This is a genomic window from Nocardia sp. MH4 (assembly GCF_019266065.1).
Lineage (GTDB): Bacteria > Actinomycetota > Actinomycetes > Mycobacteriales > Mycobacteriaceae > Nocardia > Nocardia canadensis.
Genome location: NZ_LPNR01000114.1, coordinates 632 through 18,276, shown reverse-complemented (window position 1 = coordinate 18,276; position 17,645 = coordinate 632). Strand labels below are relative to the sequence as shown.

13 protein-coding genes are annotated in these 17,645 nt (G+C 70.1%); 9 read left to right on the top strand and 4 right to left on the bottom strand.

Annotation, left to right across the window (positions count from 1 at the left end; translation table 11 throughout):
* Positions 1–17: 17 nt before the first annotated feature.
* The 3 genes from ATM97_RS25120 to ATM97_RS25110 all read right to left on the bottom strand — a co-directional run bounded on the left by ATM97_RS25120 (position 18) and on the right by ATM97_RS25110 (position 5,100).
* On the bottom strand, positions 18–1,268 hold the full coding sequence (locus tag ATM97_RS25120; protein WP_218720658.1) for a serine hydrolase domain-containing protein: 1,251 nt from the start codon (positions 1,266–1,268) through the stop codon (positions 18–20).
* A gap of 76 nt (positions 1,269–1,344) precedes the next feature.
* A complete protein-coding gene (treZ, locus tag ATM97_RS25115) occupies positions 1,345–3,096 on the bottom strand; it encodes a malto-oligosyltrehalose trehalohydrolase (RefSeq protein ID WP_218720657.1) in 1,752 nt (583 codons plus the stop codon).
* A gap of 81 nt (positions 3,097–3,177) precedes the next feature.
* The gene (locus ATM97_RS25110) at positions 3,178–5,100 is read right to left on the bottom strand and encodes a hypothetical protein (RefSeq protein WP_308248609.1); all 1,923 of its coding nucleotides are present in this window, start codon (positions 5,098–5,100) and stop codon (positions 3,178–3,180) included.
* A 96-nt stretch (positions 5,101–5,196) separates the two neighbouring features.
* Between ATM97_RS25110 and ATM97_RS25105 the strand changes: the two genes are divergently transcribed.
* Together ATM97_RS25105 and ATM97_RS25100 are read left to right on the top strand one after the other, a co-directional pair.
* Positions 5,197–5,640, top strand: coding sequence for a hypothetical protein (locus tag ATM97_RS25105; RefSeq protein ID WP_218720656.1), 444 nt, complete (start codon positions 5,197–5,199; stop codon positions 5,638–5,640).
* A complete protein-coding gene (locus ATM97_RS25100) occupies positions 5,580–6,080 on the top strand; it encodes a hypothetical protein (RefSeq protein ID WP_218720655.1) in 501 nt (166 codons plus the stop codon). Before ATM97_RS25105 ends, ATM97_RS25100 begins: the two co-directional genes overlap by 61 nt.
* On the opposite strand, the gene dnaE is transcribed toward ATM97_RS25100, so the two are convergent.
* Complete coding sequence (dnaE, locus tag ATM97_RS25095) at positions 6,016–9,606, bottom strand: DNA polymerase III subunit alpha (protein WP_218720654.1); 3,591 nt, start codon at positions 9,604–9,606, stop codon at positions 6,016–6,018. The genes ATM97_RS25100 and dnaE overlap by 65 nt on opposite strands.
* Before the next feature lie 218 nt (positions 9,607–9,824).
* Here dnaE and ATM97_RS25090 point away from each other — a divergent pair, with 218 nt between their 5' ends.
* The 7 genes from ATM97_RS25090 to ATM97_RS25060 all read left to right on the top strand — a co-directional run bounded on the left by ATM97_RS25090 (position 9,825) and on the right by ATM97_RS25060 (position 17,422).
* Positions 9,825–11,006, top strand: coding sequence for a sensor histidine kinase (locus ATM97_RS25090; RefSeq protein WP_218720653.1), 1,182 nt, complete (start codon positions 9,825–9,827; stop codon positions 11,004–11,006).
* A 226-nt stretch (positions 11,007–11,232) separates the two neighbouring features.
* Positions 11,233–12,141: a serine protease gene (locus tag ATM97_RS25085; protein WP_218720652.1), complete on the top strand. Its 909-nt coding sequence runs from the start codon at positions 11,233–11,235 to the stop codon at positions 12,139–12,141.
* Between the two features lie 105 nt (positions 12,142–12,246).
* Positions 12,247–13,044: a LytTR family DNA-binding domain-containing protein gene (locus ATM97_RS25080; RefSeq protein WP_218720651.1), complete on the top strand. Its 798-nt coding sequence runs from the start codon at positions 12,247–12,249 to the stop codon at positions 13,042–13,044.
* Positions 13,041–13,406 (top strand): hypothetical protein, encoded by a 366-nt coding sequence (locus ATM97_RS25075; RefSeq protein ID WP_218720650.1) that lies wholly within the window; start codon positions 13,041–13,043, stop codon positions 13,404–13,406. Before ATM97_RS25080 ends, ATM97_RS25075 begins: the two co-directional genes overlap by 4 nt.
* Positions 13,407–13,530: 124 nt before the next feature.
* Complete coding sequence (locus ATM97_RS25070) at positions 13,531–15,285, top strand: cation acetate symporter (RefSeq protein ID WP_218720649.1); 1,755 nt, start codon at positions 13,531–13,533, stop codon at positions 15,283–15,285.
* Positions 15,286–15,434: 149 nt separating this feature from the next.
* Complete coding sequence (locus ATM97_RS25065) at positions 15,435–15,791, top strand: DUF485 domain-containing protein (RefSeq protein WP_218720648.1); 357 nt, start codon at positions 15,435–15,437, stop codon at positions 15,789–15,791.
* Entirely contained in the window at positions 15,788–17,422 is a 1,635-nt protein-coding gene (locus ATM97_RS25060) for a cation acetate symporter (RefSeq protein WP_218720647.1), read from the top strand. Before ATM97_RS25065 ends, ATM97_RS25060 begins: the two co-directional genes overlap by 4 nt.
* Positions 17,423–17,645 lie beyond the last annotated feature (223 nt).

The window sequence follows — 17,645 nt, the reverse complement described above, 5'->3', positions numbered from 1 at the left end:
GACGCGACAGCCCCGGACTACGCCGCGGCGCGGTCCGGGCGCTGCGCGGCCGACCGGGACGAGCGTGCGCCCGCCACGGCCAGCGGCAGCAGCCAGCTCATCGCGAGCTGGTCGTAGGGCAGCAGACCCTGGTCGAGGCGGTTGTGCACGAAGGCCACCGACAGGCCCGACTGCGGGTCGACCCAGCCGAAGGACCCGCCGAGCCCGATGTGGCCGAAGGCGTTGCGCGCGCCGGGTACCGGCATCGAGTGATAGCCGAGGTGCCACATCATCGGGAAGTAGAACAGGGCGTGGTCGAGGCGGTAGGTCTGTACCCGCCGGATCGTCCGGTGGGTCCCGGGCGCCAGGAACGGCCTGCCGTCGACGGTGAGTCCGTCGGCCAGCGCGGAGTACATCCTGGCCAGGCCCGGCGCGGTGCACACACCGTTGCCCGCGGGCATCTCGGAATCGAGGATGGCCGGCTCGTCACCGTCGAGGATGCCGTCGAGCCCGGGCACGAACAGGCAGCGGGCCGCCGCGCCGAGCGGGCCGGGAAACCGCTGACCGATCCGGTCGAGGAAAGCGGCGGCGATCGGGTGGCCCGCCACGCTCAGGTGCGCGCCCGCCAGCCGGGCGTATTCCGTGGACGATCCGACGGCCGGGCGGCCGAGGTGGATGCCGTCGATGCCGAGCGGATCGGTGACCTCGCTGCGGATGAGCGTGCTCATGCTCTGCCCGGTGACGGCCCTGGCCAGCCCGGCCAGCAGCCAGCCGTAGGTCAGCGCGTGGTAAGTCGGGATGCCGAGCAGCCGGTCGGGGGTGGCCAGCGCGAGCCGGTCCTCCATGAGCTCGTGGTCGAGGGATTCGGCGGCGGTGGTCGCGATCGCGGGCAGCGACGACAGGCCCGCCCGATGGGTGAGCAGGTCGGCGACGGTGATCGCGCCCTTGCCACGCGCGGCGAAGCGCGGCCAGTACTCGGCGACCGGCGCCTGGTAGTCGATCAGGCCGCGATCGGCGAGCCGGTGGATGACGGTGGCGGTGACGCCCTTGGTCGCGGAGAACACGATGGGCGCGGTGTCGGCGGTCCACGGCCGGTCCCCCGCGCTGCCGGTCCACAGATGGGCCAGGGGTTCGCCGTGCCGATAGATCGCGATGGCGCCGCCCGCGCCGCGGCGATGGCCGATCAAGGTGGCGAAAGCGCGCACCAGCGGACCGAATCCGGCCGCGGCGTGACCGCCCACACCGGCCGGGAGGGCAGCGCTGTCCTGCCCATAAGCGTCGTTGCTCATCGTTCAACCGTACGGACGTCTGTTCGCTTGGGCAACGGTCTACCGGCGACCGTAGCCGAGCCGTGCTCTGCGCGGATCAGTCGGTGACCACGGTCCCCGCGCCGTCGCCCTCTTCCAGCACGGCGAAACTGTGCCCCGAGATGAACGTTCCCGCACCGGATTCGGTCGCGGGCGCCCAGGCGAGCAGCACCCGGCCGTGCACCGGGATCACCGTCTCGTCCTCGGACAGGTTGCAGACCACCGAGATCCGGCCGCGCCGCAGCACGAACCAGCGATTCGCCTCGTCGTAGTCGGCCCAGACCCGTTCCAGCCAGGGGTCGGTGAACTCGGACCTGCTCCTGCGCAGAGCGAGCAGCGCGCGATAGCAGGCCAGCAGCCGGGCATGCGGTTCCCTGGTCGGTTCGGTCCAGTCCAGCTTGGAGCGGAGGAAGGTGTCCGGGTCCTGCGGGTCGGGCACCTCGTCGGTGGACCAGCCGTGCTCGGCGAATTCGGCCCGGCGGCCGGCCGCGGTGGCCGCGCCGACGACCGGGTCGGTGTGCGAGGTGAAGAACTGGAACGGGGTGCGCGCACCCCATTCCTCGCCCATGAACAGCATCGGCGTGCTCGCCGAGAGCAGCACCAGCGCCGCCTTCACCGCCAGCTGTCCCGGGGTGAGATAGGCGCTCGGGCGGTCGCCGACGGCCCGGTTGCCGATCTGGTCGTGGGTGCAGGTGTAGCCGAGCAGGGCGCTGCCGGGGATCAGCGCGCGCGGGATCGGCGTGCCGTGGGTGCGGCCGCGGAAGCTGGAATACGTGCCGGCGTGGAAGAACCCGTGGGTGAGGGTCTGGGCCAGGCAGGCCAGCGAGCCGAAATCGGCGTAGTAGCCCTGCCGTTCACCGGACACGGCCGTGTGCACGGCGTGGTGCAGGTCGTCGTTCCACTGGCCGGTCAGGCCGTAGCCGCCCGCCGCGCGCGGCGTGATCAGGCGAGGGTCGTTGAGGTCGCTTTCGGCGATCAGGCTCAGCGGGCGGCCCAGATGCGCCGACAGCGCGGTGGTTTCGACGACGAGTTCCTCGAGCAGGTGGGTCGCGGTGCGGTCGACCAGCGCGTGCACGGCATCGATGCGCAGCGCATCGATGTGGAAGTCGCGCAGCCAGCGCAGGGCATTGTCGATGATGTGGCGGCGGACCGCGTCGGAGCCGGGACCGTCCAGGTTCAGGCTCTCGCCCCAGGTATTGCGCCCCGAGGTGAGGTAGGGGCCGAAGCGGGGCAGGTAGTTGCCGGAGGGGCCGAGATGGTTGTAGACCACGTCCAGGCAGACCGCCAGGCCGCGCGCGTGGCAGGCGTCGACGAAGCGTTGCAGGCCGTCGGGACCGCCGTAGCTCTCCTGCACCGCGTACCAGAGCACGCCGTCGTAGCCCCAGTTGTGGGTGCCGTCGAAGGCGTTGACCGGCATCAGCTCGACCGTGGTGACGCCCAGCGCGACCAGGTGGTCGAGCCGGTCGATCGCCGCGTCGAAGGTGCCGTCCGGGGTGAAGGCGCCGATGTGCAGTTCGTAGAACACCGAACCGGCCAGCTGTCTGCCGGTCCAGTTCCGGTCGGTCCAGGCCGCCGGGTCCAGGTCGTGCACGGCGGAGGGCTCGTGCACTCCGTCGGGTTGGCGCGGGGAGCGCGGGTCGGGCAGCACGGTCGGATCGTCGTCGATCAGGAACCCGTAGCGGGCGCCCTGACCTGCGTCGACGGTGACCGACCAGCGTCCGCCGCCATTGCGCCGCATCGCATGGGTCACCCCGTCCAGTTGCAGCCGCACCGCCCCCGCCTCCGGCGCCCAGACCCGAAACTGCCTCATGGCCCCAGCATCGCACGCGCGCGGTCATCGGGCAGGGCGACCGGTGCCACGCGCGGTGGGGCTCCCGGCTTCCGGCCGACGTCAGTCGTGGGCCACCACCCCGACCGGCCCTGTGCCGAAGCACAATTCGATGTTCGGCGTCAGCGCGCGGACCCGCAGCGCCGTGCCGCCGCCGAGCATGCGGAGGTAGACCGGGTGCAGTCCGGCCCTGACCTCGGCGACGGTTTCGGCGGCGCCCTCGAACGAGACGGCGATCGCGCCGTCGCGGTCGGCCAGGTAGTTGAGCTGGGCGGTCCATTCGCGGATCTGCATCGGTCCGTCCAGCGGCAGCCGGAGCGCCTCGCCCGGCGTCATCCGGTAGCCGCAGCCGGGTTCCGGGGCGGGCACGATCGAGCGGTTCCACCACACCTGGGCGTCGACGAGGTCGCCGTCGTCGGTGAACATCCGCAGGTGCGGTGTCGAGCGGGCGAAGGTGTCCGGTCCGGCGAGCGCGGCGAATACCTGGTCGGTCATGTTCTGTGGGAAGGCCAAGGGGTTGAGCACGTTCCAGGGAACCTCTTGCGGCAAGAGCGGCGCGTCCGCGCCCGGGAGTGCGGCGCGCACCCCGGTGACGTAGGTGCGGGCCGGGCTCGGCTCCCAGGAGCGGGTGAAGGTGACGGTTGAAAACACGCTGCTCACGAGGAAGATCACGGTCGCCGCCACGGGCACGACCGCGCGGAAGCCAACGCGATCACCGTCGTCTCGCTCCGCGACGAGCTGCCGCACCGCGAGCCCGCCACGGAGACGTTCTCCCGCCTCGTGAGCCGTCATGTCATCGGCCACCGAGGAACCGGCGTGGACGCCACGCGGCACGCGGTGCGCGGCGGTCATGATCAGGGCGAGTCCCAGGCAGGCGATCGCGGCGACATCCGCGAAGTACCGGATGGACTGCAGCAACAGCGCCGCGGTGCCCGGTCCGTCACGCAGCACCACCACCGGCGCGACGGTCAGCACGACGTAGGCGGCCGCGCACACCCAGACCGCGCCGACCCGGACTCGCGTGCGGATCGTCCACGCCGCGAACGCGATCAGCAGCAGCCAGCACAGCGCGACGGCCACGCCGGGCGGATCGGCCCACGGGGTCGCGGGCTGCCAGCGTTCCCACCGCCACGGTCCCCCGAACAGAGCGGGTACCAGGCCGTCCGAGAGCGCTTGGCGCAGCAGCGCGGTGGGCTGCTCGGGCCGGGACAGCCCGCGCGGACGCTGGATGACCAGCAGGAAGAACGCCGACCACGCCAGCAGCACACCGCCCGCCGCCGTCCAGAGAGCGGCGCCGCGCCGGGCGACCGCGCGCACCGATTCCCCGCGGACGTACGCCGACAGCGTCACCACCGCGAACGCGACCGGCAGCACCACCACCGCCTTCTCGAAGCACAGCAACGCGACCGCGTACCCGGCCGCGCCCGACACCGCGTACCGACGGCGGCCGGTGCGCACGAGCCGCAGGGCGTCCGCGCTGACCCAGGCGAGCGCGATCTGCAGCGGCAGCGCGTTCACCGCGGCCGACCACCAGGCGAAGGCGGGCACCGTCAGCGGCACGAACAGGTAGCAGGTCAACGGCACCAGCAGGCGTGGCCCGGTCCCGAGCAGCACGACGACCAGCCGCAGCACGGCCAGGGAGGCCAGCAGCTGCAACAGCACCAGGACGGCCGCCGCCACTGCCCACTCGAACGGCGCCACCGCGGTCACCACCCAGGTCAGCGCGAACGCCATCGGCATCACGTGTCCGTCGTGGCTGGTGAACAGCAACTCCGCCGACCACAGCGGATGCCGCCCCACCTCGCCGAGCAGGATGAAGTCGTCCCAGTAGAAGAACCCCGACGCCGCGACCCAGCCGCGCAGGACCAGCTGCGCCACGATCAGCGCGGCGGCGGCGAGCAGCACGGCCCGCGGCGACACCCGCAGGCGCGGCCGCGCGGGCCGCGCGGGTTGTGGTGGCGAATCGAGCCGAGTCGCTGACGTCACGTCTCCCGACGCTAGCTCGTCGCCCGCCGGGTTTCGATGAGCACCCGCCGGGGCCGTTCTGGACTGACATGTCCACAACGCGCGACGGTCGCCGTCATGGCCCGTCCCAAGGAACTCGACGTGGACCGCGCGCTCCAGCGCTCCATGACGACCGAGAACGCGACCATCTTCGAGATCCTCGACCGCGGCGCACCGGCCCGCGATCGTCTCCGTGCGGTCCTGGACCAGGCCGCCGACGCTCCGGACGCCGAACCGGCGGGCCGCCTGGTGCTCGATTCGACCGTCGAACTCGCCCCGCACGACACCGCGGTCAGGGCGACGCTGCGCGCCGACCAGGACCGCAGCCTCGCCGCGCTCACCGCCACCATCACTGACGGGCAGCGTGCCGGGGAGATCACCACCGACCCCCGCCCGCGACCTCGCCCGGTTCCTGACCGCGACGATCAGCGGCATGCGCGTCGCCGCAGAGAGAGCTCTCCGTGCCGCCCGCCCTCTGCATCCTGGGGTCGTCGATCTTCGCCCAGGGCAGCTCCGAGCTGATACTCGCCGGACTGCTCACCGACCTCGCCGCCGATCTCGGTGTCTCCATTCCCCCTGCGGGCCTGGTCATCTCGGGCTTCGCGCTCGGCATGCCGATCGGGACACCGGTGCTCGCCGTGGTCACGCTGTGCCTGCCCCGGTGCGACACCCTGCTGGTCTTCCTCGCCGTCCTGGTGGCCGCGCATATCGTCGGCGCGCTGACCGGCGAGTACCGGATGCTGTTCGGGACGCGCGTGGTGAGCGCGTTCGTCGACGCCGGTTTCTGGGCGATCGCGGCGGCGAGCCCGGTCCCCGCCGACCTGCGCGGCCGGGCGATGAGCATCGTTTCTCGACCGGCCGGGGGCGCGCGGTGCTCGCGGGAGCACCGCGCCCGGCTCAGCCCAGGCAGCCGGGACCGAGCAGTGCCTTCAGATCGCCCATCAGCGCCGAGGACGGGCTGACCCGCCAGCTGTCGTCGAGCTTGAGCAGGGTGGTCTTCTCCCGCGCGCCGACATGGCGGACATGCACGTCGGAGGTGCCGGGGTGGCGCGAGAGCACCTTCTTGAGCTCACCGATCTTGTCCGGCGTGCACATCCGGGTCGTCATCACGACCGATACCGGCTTCGCCACGCCGATCGCCGAGAGATCGGGCACCACAAGGTCGTTGGCGATCAGCGAGATGCGGTCGTCGCGGACCGACACGCGCGCCTTGACCAGCACCACGGCGTCCTCGACCACGTCCATGCCGTAGACCGAGTACGACTGCGGGAAGAACAGCACCTCCACGCCACCGGTGAGATCCTCGAGCTGCGCCGAGGCCCAGGCCAGGCCGTTCTTGTTGATCCGCCGGTTGACCGAGGCGAGGATGCCGCCGATGGTCACCTGCGCGCCGTCCTTGACGTCGCCTTCCAGGATCGCCGGGATCGGCGTGTCGACCTGGGCGGCCAGCACGTGCTCGACGCCGTTGAGCGGATGCCCGGAGACATAGAGGCCCAGCATCTCGCGCTCGAGGGCGAGCTTGTGCTTGGTCTCCCATTCGTCCTCGGGGACCTTCACATTGAAGACCGAGGCCACCGAGTCGTCGCCGTCGTCCAGGCCGCCGAACAGGTCGAACTGGCCGATCGCCTCGGCCTTCTTGGTCGACATCACCGCGTCGATCGCATCGGAATGGATCAGCAGCAGGCCCTTGCGCGGATGCCCGAGGGAGTCGAAACCGCCTGCCTTGATGAGCGATTCGGTGACCTTCTTGGAGCAGGCGATCGCGTCGATCTTGTTCAGGTAGTCGGAGAAGTCGGTGAACTTCGACTTCTCCTTGCGCGCGGCGATGATCGAGGACACCACGTTGGCGCCGACGTTGCGGACCGCGCCCAGACCGAAGCGGATGTCCTTGCCGACCGAGGCGAAGTTCTGCTCGGACTCGTTGACATCCGGCGGCAGCACCGTGATGCCCATCTTGCGGCAGTCCGACAGGTAGATCGCGGCCTTGTCCTTGTCGTCACCCACGGAGGTGAGCAGGCCGGCCATGTACTCGGCCGGGTAGTTGGCCTTGAGGTAGGCGGTCCAGAAGGAGACCAGGCCGTAGCCGGCGGCGTGCGATTTGTTGAACGCGTAGCCGGCGAACGGGAGGATGGTGTCCCACAGGGCCTTGATCGCGGGCTCGGAGAAGTCGTTCTTGAGCATGCCCTCGCGGAAGCCCGCGTAGGCCTCCTCCAGCACCGAGAGCTTCTTCTTACCCATGGCGCGGCGCAGGATGTCGGCCTGACCGAGCGAGTACCCGGCGACCTTCTGCGCGATCTGCATGATCTGTTCCTGATAGACGATCAGGCCGAAGGTGTCGGCCAGGATCTCTTTCAGCGGCTCTTCGAGCTCGGGGTGGATCGGCTTGACCTCTTGGCGACCGTTCTTGCGGTCGGCGTAGTCGTTGTGGGCGTTCATGCCCATCGGGCCGGGGCGGTACAGCGCCAGCACGGCGACGATGTCCTCGAAGCCGGTGGGCTGCATGCGGCGCAGCAGATCGCGCATGGCACTGCCGTCGAGCTGGAACACCCCGAGCGTGTCGCCGCGGGCGAGCAGCTCGTAGGTGGCCGGGTCGTTGAGCGGCAGATGATCCATGTCGAGATCGATGCCGCGATTGGCCTTGATGTTCTCCAGGGCGTCACCGATGACGGTGAGGTTGCGCAGACCCAGGAAGTCCATCTTCAGCAGGCCGATGGCCTCACACGACGGGTAGTCCCAGCCGGTGATGATCGCGCCGTCCTGCGCGCGCTTCCACACCGGGATCGCGTCGGTGAGCGGCTCGGAGGACATGATGACCGCGCAGGCGTGCACGCCCGCGTTGCGGATCAGGCCTTCCAGGCCGCGCGCGGTCTCGTAGATCTTGGCGACGTCGGGGTTGGAGCTGATCAGCTCACGGACCTCGGCGGCTTCCTTGTAGCGCTCGTGGTCCGGGTCGGTGATGCCCGAGACCGAGATGTCCTTGGCCATGATCGGCGGCGGCAGCGCCTTGGTGATCTGGTCGGCGATGGCGAAACCGGGCTGGCCGAACAGGACTCGCGCGGAGTCCTTGATCGCGGCCTTGGTCTTGATGGTGCCGAAGGTGATCACCTGGGCGACGCGGTCGCTGCCCCACTTCTCGGTGGCGTAGCGGACCATCTCACCGCGGCGGCGATCGTCGAAGTCGATATCGATATCGGGCATCGACACGCGCTCGGGGTTGAGGAACCGCTCGAACAGCAGGCCGTGCGGGATCGGGTCGATATTGGTGATGCCCATCGCGTAGGCGACGAGCGAGCCCGCGGCCGAACCACGGCCGGGGCCGACGCGGATGCCGACCTCGAGGGCATGGCGGATCAGGTCACCGACGACGAGGAAGTAGGCGGGGAAACCCATTTCGCAGATGACGCCGAGTTCGTAGTCGGCGCGGGCGAGGTAGTCCTGCGGCGGGCCGTCGGGGAAGCGGCGATCCAGACCGTCGAGGACTTCCTTGCGCAGCCAGGTGGCCTGGGTGTGGCCCTCGGGCACCGGGAAGATCGGCATCCGGTCGCGGTGGGCCCACACGTCGTCGTAGGACTGCACGCGTTCGCCGATGAGTTCGGTGTTGTCGCAGGCGCCGGGGACCTCCGCGTCCCAGATCGCGCGCATCTCCGCGGCGGACTTCAGGTAATAGCCGTCACCGTCGAACTTGAAGCGGGTCGGGTCCGAGAGCGTCTTGCCGGTCTGGATGCACAGCAGCGCTTCGTGATTGGTCGACTGGTCCTTGGTGACGTAGTGGCAGTCGTTGGTGGCGATGGGCGGAATGTCGAGCTGCTTGCTGATGCTGAGCAAGCCCTCGCGGACCCGGCGCTCGATGGACAGGCCGTGGTCCATCACCTCGAGGAAGAAGTTCTCCTTGCCGAAGATCTCCTGCCACTTCGCGGCGGCCTCGAGCGCCTCGCGCTCGTGACCGAGGCGCAGCCGGGTCTGCACCTCGCCCGACGGGCAGCCGGTCGTGGCGATGATGCCCTCGGCGTACTGGGCGATGATCTCCTCGTCCATGCGCGCCCACTTGCCGAGCTGACCCTCGATGGAGGCCAGGCTCGACAGTTTGAACAGGTTGCGCAGGCCGGTCGCGTTCTCGGCGACCATGGTCATGTGGGTGTAGGCGCCCGAACCCGACACGTCGTCGCTCTTCTGGCCAGGATCGCCCCACTGCACCCGCTTGGTGTTGAACCGCGACTCCGGCGCGATATAGGCCTCGATGCCGATGATCGGCTTGATGCCGGCCTTCTTGGCGCTGTTGTAGAACTCCGAGGCGCCGTACATGTTGCCGTGGTCGGTCATGCCGACGGCGGTCATGCCCAGCCGTTCCGCCTCCGCGAACAGCGGCGAAATCTTCGCCGCACCATCGAGCATGGAGTACTCGGTGTGGTTGTGCAGGTGAACGAACGATCCGGACGGAGCCAAGACGGTCCTTCCTCCCAGGGTGTCGACGGGGGTTGGCCTAGGCATTCTAGGCACGTGGGTCCGACAACATTTCGCGTGCCACACGGGCACCCCGCCCCCGTGCTGGACGGTTGCGGCGTGTCGTGGCGAAGGTCACCGGCGAGTCCTCGGCAACGTCTGTTTTCCGCTGGTTCACCGGGGCGCGCGGGCACCGGGCGCGCGCATCGGCGCGCGACGGCGAACTGCGGCGATAATCGCCGGATGCGAGCGGACAGGAGTGCACGGTGACGACCACAGCGGTGGCGCTGGCCGGTGTGGTGATCGTCGTGGCCACCGCCTGGCTGGTGTGGCGACGGACGCAGCGGGTGGTGACCACGCCTGCCCAGCGGGCCGTTCATCAGGCGTTGCATACCGCGTCGCTGGCGGCGGTGCCGTTGCGGCGGGGGTTGACGGCGGAGGCGGCGCGGGAGGCGGCGCCGCATCTGCGGGCGCTGGCCGGGGCCGAGGCGCTGGGAGTGGTGGACGCGGAGGCGACGCTGCTGGCGTGGGATGGGCCGCATCCGGAGATGGTCGAGGCGTTCGCCGAGGCGGCGCGGCGGGCGATCGCCGACGAACGGGCGGTGCTGGTCGGTGGGGACGAGCATTCGCTCATCGCGCAGCCGCTGCTGATCGAGACAGGGGCGGCGGTGGGGGCACTCGGGATGGTGACCACCGGGAAGCCGGGACCCGGCATGCTCGGGGCGGCGGGTGAGGTCGCCCGGTATGCGTGCGGGCAGCTGGAGCTGGCCGAGCTGGACGCCTCGAGGGCCCGGGTCGACCGGGCCGAACTGCGGGCGCTGCGGGCGCAGATCAGTCCGCATTTCATCTACAACGCGCTCAATACGATCGCCTCCTTCGTCCGCACCGATCCCGACCGGGCCCGCGAACTCATCCTCGAATTCGCCGACTTCACCCGCTATTCGTTCCGCGCCGCGGGCGAATTCACCGTCCTCGCCGACGAACTGCGCAATATCGAGCGCTACCTCGCGCTGGAACAGGCCCGCTTCGGCGACGCACTCGACGTGCGGTTGCAGATCGCACCCGAGGTACTCGGCGTGGTGCTGCCGTTCCTGGCCCTGCAACCGCTGGTGGAGAACGCGGTGCGGCACGGCCTCGGCGGCGGCGGTCGCGGCGGGCACTTGAGCATCGTCGCCGGCGACGAGGGCACCGACTGCCTGATCAGCGTCGAGGACGACGGCATCGGCATGGACCCCGAACTCCTGCGCTCGGGCGCCCTCGACGCCGTCGACACCGGCACCGGCCCCGCCCGCACCGGCGAAGCCGCCCACGTCGGCCTCGCCAACGTCGACGACCGCCTGCGCGCCGCCTTCGGCAACGACTACGGGCTGGTCGTGGACACCGCCCCCGGGGCGGGCACCAAGGTCAGCATGCGCGTCCCCAAATTCCGTGCGGGCATCCGCGCCTGAACGACCGGGTTCCCGGACGGGCGGATCGCGGATGATCGCACGCTCGTCACAAACTCTTAAACATATCTGTTTCGGAAACCGATACTGTGACGCCTGTTCACAGCTAACATCTCGTTCACCCACTGGGCGCTGGGGTGACGACGGCGCCCCGCGGGCTTCCACCCCTTGCGCGGCGTTGCCGACCTGGCTGCGTCGGCGACCGCGCCGACATCGAACAGGATTCGCTGTGAACAAGATTCGTCGGACAGGGCAGCGGCTCGCCGCGGCCGCGGTCACGATCGCCGCCTGCACGCTCGGGGGGATCCCCCACGCCACGGCCGACAGTGCCGTGCAACCGGATCCCAGTGGCTCGCTGCTCTACAGCCGGCTGGTGAAGAACGACGACGGATCACTGAAAACCAACGGTAAGGGCGGCTATTTCGTCTCCGCGCCCTACACCGGCAACGAGGTGACCCGCAAGGTCGGCAGGCTCACCACCGGCGGGCTGTGCACCGCGACGGTGCTCGACAGTCCGAGCGGCGCCTTGGCGATCACCGCGCGTCACTGCATCGACAACGACGCGGCGCTGATCGCGGCCGGCAAGGCGACATTCACCCCGGCCTGGCACGACGGGCAGCGCCCCCACGGTGACTGGGTGGTCGACAGGGCCTTCACCTCCGAGATCCCCGTGGACGGCAGCGTTCCCGATGTCGCCGTGCTCGCGATCCGCCCCGCCGAGGGCAACCGCGTCGTCTCGGCGGCCACCGGTGGCGGCCTGAAGGTGCACCCGGCACTGTCGAGCAGCCAGTCGGTCCAGTCGACACTGCTCGGCTACCCCGGTCCCGCACCGTACAACGCCGTGCTGATGTCGGCGTGCGTGGGCGATTACACCTATTACCCCGGCCGGGGCCGCGCCGCCGTACACCGGGTCACCGACCAGTCCGAGTGCCACGTCGGTGGCGGATCCAGCGGCGGCCCCTACGTGACCGGTACGGCCGCGGGCCCGCAGATCATCACCGTCCTCAACAGCGACGGCGGCTCGGCGATCGCGGGGGTCGCCCCCGCCCTCGTCACCGAAGCCGACAACTGGGTCTTCGCCCAGTACCCGGGCCTGCCCCGCGGGGGTGGCTTGCCCTCCACCGGTTCCGGTTCCTGACCCGAGGCAGGGTGATGCGGCGCAGGTCGGTGGGCGAACCGGCCCGAAGACCTGGCCGCTGTCCGGGTACGCCGCGCGTCCACGTGCCGCTACCATGGATGGGCTGTGACCTGGACCACCGAAGAATCACCGACCGCGCTGCGGGTGCTCGCTGTCGATGACGAGAAGCCCGCGCTCGACGAGCTCGTGTACCTGCTGAGCGCGCAGGCCGGGGTCGGGGAGATCCATCGGGCGAGCGAGTCGACCAGTGCGCTGCGGTTGTTGCGGGCCCATCCGATCGACGCGGTGTTCCTCGACATCGATATGCCGGGGCTCACGGGGATGGAGCTGGCGGGGATCCTGTCGGAGTTCGCGGAGCCGCCCGCGGTGGTGTTCGTGACCGCGCACGACGATCACGCGGTGGCGGCGTTCGACCTCGGGGCCGTCGACTATCTGCTGAAGCCGTTGCGCGCGGCGCGACTGGCGGAGGCGGTGCGGCGGATTCTCGCCGCCAGGGTGTCGGCGCCCGCGGCGACACCGCCGGAACCGGCGCATCCGAGCGAGGTGATCCCGGTGGAGCTCGGCGGGGTCACGACCCTGGTGAACCGGGCCGATGTCGCCTGGGTCGAGGCCGACGGCGATTACGCGCGGTTGCACACCGGCACCGGATCGCACCTGGTGCGGATTCCGCTCTCGGCGCTCGAGGCACGATGGGCGGACGCCGGGTTCCTGCGCGTGCACCGCTCGTACCTGGTGGCGTTACGCCTGGTCACCGGGCTGCGCAGCGTGGGCACCGGCACGGTGGTGTGTCTGCGGGCCGAGGGCGCGGCCGGGGCGGTGGAACTGCCGGTGAGCCGACGGCAGGTACGCGAACTCAAGCAGCGGCTGGTGCACGGCCCACGACAGAACTGGTCGCAGCGATGACCGGACCGCAGCGCCCGCCCCGCGAGCGCGTGGTGCTGGCGCAGCGGCGGGGCGCGCGGCAGGTCCGCACGCGCACCGAAGTGGTCGAGCAGACCGATCTCGGCGCCGCCCTCATCAGCGGTCTGATCCGCGCGCAACTCGGCCTGGCACTGCGCCTCGGCCTGGTCGTCGTCGCCGGGTTCGGCACGCTGCCGGTGCTGTTCGGCATCGATGCCGTGGCCGAGACGACCGTCCTCGGCATCCGGCTGCCCTGGCTGATTCTCGGTTTCCTCGCGTTCCCCACGCTCTACGCGGTGGGACGGCTGTACGTGCGCCTTGCCCAGCGCAACGAAGACGACTTCCTCGAACTGGCCGGGGACTGAACATGACCGCCCGCGACCTCACCGCCGTGCCTGCGCCGCGGACCACCACCGGCGCGACAATTCCGCGCGAGGCCGACGGCCCGACCCCGCCCCGCGTGACCTCGGCGCCGCCCGGATGCCCCCGATGAGCGTCGGCAATCCCGCCCTCACCGTGACCGCCCTCGTGTTGGCGGCTCTCGCCACGATCGGCATCGGCTTCTACGGAGTTCGCCTCTCGCGCACCACCTCCGACTTCCTGGTCGCCTCCCGCACGGTCGGCTCCCGGTGGAACGCGGCGGCGATCTCGGGCGAATACCTGTCCGCCGCGTCGTTTCTCGGCGTCGCCGGGCTCATCGCCAAGTACGGGACCGACGCGCTGTGGTATCCGGTGGGCTTCACCGCGGGCTACCTCGGGCTGCTGATGTTCGTCGCCGCTCCCCTGCGCCGCTCCGGCGCGTACACGGTCCCCGACTTCGCGGAGTTCCGGCTGGGCTCGATCCGGTTGCGGCGCATGGCCGCCGGGCTGGTCGTCGTCGTCTGCGCGGTGTATCTGATCCCGCAGTTCCAGGGCGCCGGGCTCACGCTGCACATCCTGCTCGGCGCGCCGTCCTGGGTGGGCGCCGTCGCGGTCGGGATGATCGTGCTGGCGAATGTGATCGGCGGCGGCATGCGATCGGTGACATTGGTGCAGGCCTTCCAGTACTGGCTGAAACTGACCGCGGTGGCGGTGCCCGCGCTGGTGCTGGGCCTGCACTTCCTCGCCGACGAACGCCCGGTCGGCACGGCGGCGCCGTCGACGGTGGCCGAGCGCACCACCGTCGACATCTCGACCGATGTGGTGGTGCACCTGGATGTCTCCCAGCAGGTCACCGTGTTCGGCACCCTCGACGGACGCAGCGAGGACGGGCCGGTCCTGCTCACCCCCGGCGACCACACCCTGGCCGCGAACACCGAACTGATCCTCGACGCGGGATCGGCGGTACCGGTGGTCGCCGGCGCACCCGCCGACGGCGCGGGCTGGGTGGCACCCGGCGGCGGCTTAGGCGGCGAACACCCCCAGTACCAGGTGTTCTCGCTGATCGTGGCGACCTTCCTCGGCACCATGGGGCTACCGCACGTGCTGGTCCGGTTCTACACCAACCGCGACGGACCGTCGGCCCGCCGGACCGCGCTGACCGTGATCGGGCTGGTCGGCCTGTTCTACCTGTTCCCGATCCTGCTCGGCGTCTTCGCCCGGCTGTACGTGCCGCAGCTGCTGATCACCGGCGCCTCCGACGCGGCCGTCGTCCTGCTGCCCGGTGCGGTGCTCGGTGGCCTCGGCGGACAGCTGCTCGCCGCCCTCGCCGCGGCGGGAGCCATCGCGGCGTTCCTGTCGACGTCCTCGGGATTGCTGGTCAGCCTCGCCGGGGTGCTCAGCACCGACGTGCTGCGGGGCCGGATCCGGGACTTCCGCGCCGCCGCGCTGGTCGCCGGGCTCGTCCCGCTGACCCTGGCGCTGACGGTCGCGTCCCTTGATCTCTCACGCACGGTCGCGCTCGCCTTCTCGGTGGCCGCCTCGACCCTGTGTCCGCTGCTGGTGCTGGGCATCTGGTGGCGCGGGCTCACCGCAGCGGGTGCGGCGAGCGGACTCCTGACCGGTGGCATCACCGCCGGTGGCGCGACGGTGCTCGCGGTCCTCGGCGGGGTCTCGCCCGAACTGGCGGGCGGCTGGGCCTCGGCGATCGTGGACTACCCGGGCGCGGTGAGTGTGCCGCTGGCGTTCGCGGTGACGATCCTGGTGAGCCTGCTGACCAGGAAGCAGGACAAGCGCGCGATCGCCGGGATCTTCCTGCGGATGCACGCACCGGAACGGCTCGGGATGAGCGCCGACCGCGACCCCGAATCGGCCGCCCACCGGTGATCTCGCGCTGACCGTTCGTCGCGCCACAGCGACCGTTCACCGCACATGTGACGGCTTTCACCGAGTGACCCAGGCCACACCATCCTGCGCGTCCGCTCGCCGTCTTACCGTCATCCCACGCACGACCCCCTCACGCTAGGACCTCGAGCATGACCGAAACCGATACCGAAGAAGCGCCCGACCGGCGCGCGCCGAGTGCCGAGGAATGGCTCGCCGTGCAGGCGAGCCCGCAGTTCCAGGATCTGCGCAATCGCCTGCGCCGCTTCGTCTTCCCGATGACCGCGCTGTTCCTGCTGTGGTACCTCAGCTACGTGGTGCTCGGCGCGTACGCGCACGACTTCATGGCCACGAAGGTCTTCGGCAACATCAACGTGGGTCTGCTGCTCGGCCTCGGGCAGTTCGTCTCCACATTCCTCATCACCGGGCTCTACGTCCGCTTCGCCAATCGTGAGCTGGATCCGCGCGCCGCGGCCATTCGCGAGTCTCTCGAGGAAGGCCGCGCGTGAACATCCTTGCCGCGGACACGACGGTGGGTAACCCCGTCGCCAATATCGCCATCTTCGCGCTGTTCGTCGCGGTCACCATGGTCGTGGTGATCCGGGCCAGCCGCAACAACGCCAGTGCCGCCGACTATTTCACCGGCGGTCGTGGCTTCTCCGGTCCGCAGAACGGCATCGCCATCGCCGGTGACTACCTGTCGGCGGCCAGCTTCCTCGGCATCGCGGGCGCGATCGCCGTCTACGGCTACGACGGGTTCCTGTACTCGATCGGCTTCCTCGTCGCCTGGCTGGTCGCGCTGCTCCTGGTGGCCGAAATGCTGCGCAACACCGGCAAATTCACCATGGCCGACGTGCTCAGCTTCCGATTGAAGGAAGGCCCGGTGCGCACCGCGGCCGCGCTGACCACGCTGACCGTGTCGCTGTTCTACCTGCTGGCGCAGATGGCGGGCGCCGGCGGTCTGGTCGCGCTGCTGCTCGACATCTCCAGTCGCGCGGGCCAATCGGTCGTGATCGCGATCGTCGGCGTGCTGATGATCGTCTACGTGCTGGTCGGCGGCATGAAGGGCACCACCTGGGTGCAGATCATCAAGGCGGTGCTGCTGATCGCGGGCGCCGCGCTGATGACGGTGATGGTGCTGGCGAAGTTCGGCTTCAACTTCTCCGACATCCTCGGTGCCGCCCAGGAATCGGTGAGCGAGTCGACCAACAAGGCCGTCGCCGCCCGCGATGTGCTCGCGCCCGGCGCGCAGTACGGCGGCAGCGACACCTCGAAGCTGAACTTCCTGTCGCTGGGCCTGGCGCTGGTGCTGGGCACCGCGGGTCTGCCGCACGTGCTGATGCGCTTCTACACGGTCCCGACCGCGAAAGAGGCTCGGCGCTCGGTGGTCTGGGCGATCAGCCTGATCGGCGCGTTCTACCTGTTCACCCTGGTGCTCGGGTACGGCGCGGCGGCCATCGTCGGCCCGGACAAGATCCTGGCCGCGGCCGGTGGCCAGAACTCGGCGGCCCCGCTGCTGGCGTTCGAACTCGGCGGTGTGATCCTGCTCGGTGTGATCTCGGCGGTCGCGTTCGCGACCATCCTGGCGGTCGTCGCCGGTCTGACGATCACGGCCTCGGCCTCGTTCGCCCACGACATCTACGCCAGCGTGATCAAGAAGGGCAAGGTCGACGAGCGCAAGCAGGTGCGGGTCTCGCGGATCACCGCCGTGGTGATCGGTGTGCTCGCGATCGGGCTCGGCATCCTCGCCAACGGCCAGAACATCGCGTTCCTGGTGGCGCTGGCGTTCGCGGTGGCGGCGGCGGCGAACCTGCCGACGATCCTGTACTCGCTGTTCTGGAAGCGCTTCAACACCACCGGCGCGCTGTGGTCGATGTACGGCGGCCTGATCTCGACGATCGTGCTCATCGTGTTCTCCCCGGCGGTGTCGGGCACCAAGACCTCGATGATCACCGGAACCGATTTCCACTGGTTCCCGCTGTCCAACCCCGGCATCGTGTCCATCCCGCTGGCCTTCGCGCTCGGCGTGATCGGCACCTTCGTCGGTGGCCGTGGCGAGCAGGTCGACACCGCCAAGGCCGCGGAGATGGAAGTGCGCGCCCTGACCGGCGTCGGTGCGGAGAAGGCGATCTCGCACTGACGTTGCCCTGCCCGTGCCGGTGGTTTCCCACCACCGGCACGGGTTTCACCCCTGTTGTTCGAAGGAGATCTCTTGTGACCGGTGCAGTCACCGACCCCACCCGGCCCGACCACGCGACCAGCTACCCGCCCACCGCGGAGTTCGTCGCGCAGGCGAATGCCGATGCCTCGCTGGCCGAGCGGGCCGGCACCGATCGTGACGGTTTCTGGGCCGAGCAGGCCAA

What these genes read in the sequence shown, in the direction of transcription:
- ATM97_RS25120 (WP_218720658.1), bottom strand. Translation starts at nt 1,268, where the DNA reads ATGAGCAACGACGCTTATGGGCAGGACAGCGCTGCCCTCCCGGCCGGT.
- treZ (WP_218720657.1), bottom strand. Translation starts at nt 3,096, where the DNA reads ATGAGGCAGTTTCGGGTCTGGGCGCCGGAGGCGGGGGCGGTGCGGCTG.
- ATM97_RS25105 (WP_218720656.1), top strand. Translation starts at nt 5,197, where the DNA reads ATGGCCCGTCCCAAGGAACTCGACGTGGACCGCGCGCTCCAGCGCTCC.
- dnaE (WP_218720654.1), bottom strand. Translation starts at nt 9,606, where the DNA reads ATGCCTAGGCCAACCCCCGTCGACACCCTGGGAGGAAGGACCGTCTTG.
- ATM97_RS25075 (WP_218720650.1), top strand. Translation starts at nt 13,041, where the DNA reads ATGACCGGACCGCAGCGCCCGCCCCGCGAGCGCGTGGTGCTGGCGCAG.
- ATM97_RS25070 (WP_218720649.1), top strand. Translation starts at nt 13,531, where the DNA reads ATGAGCGTCGGCAATCCCGCCCTCACCGTGACCGCCCTCGTGTTGGCG.
- ATM97_RS25065 (WP_218720648.1), top strand. Translation starts at nt 15,435, where the DNA reads ATGACCGAAACCGATACCGAAGAAGCGCCCGACCGGCGCGCGCCGAGT.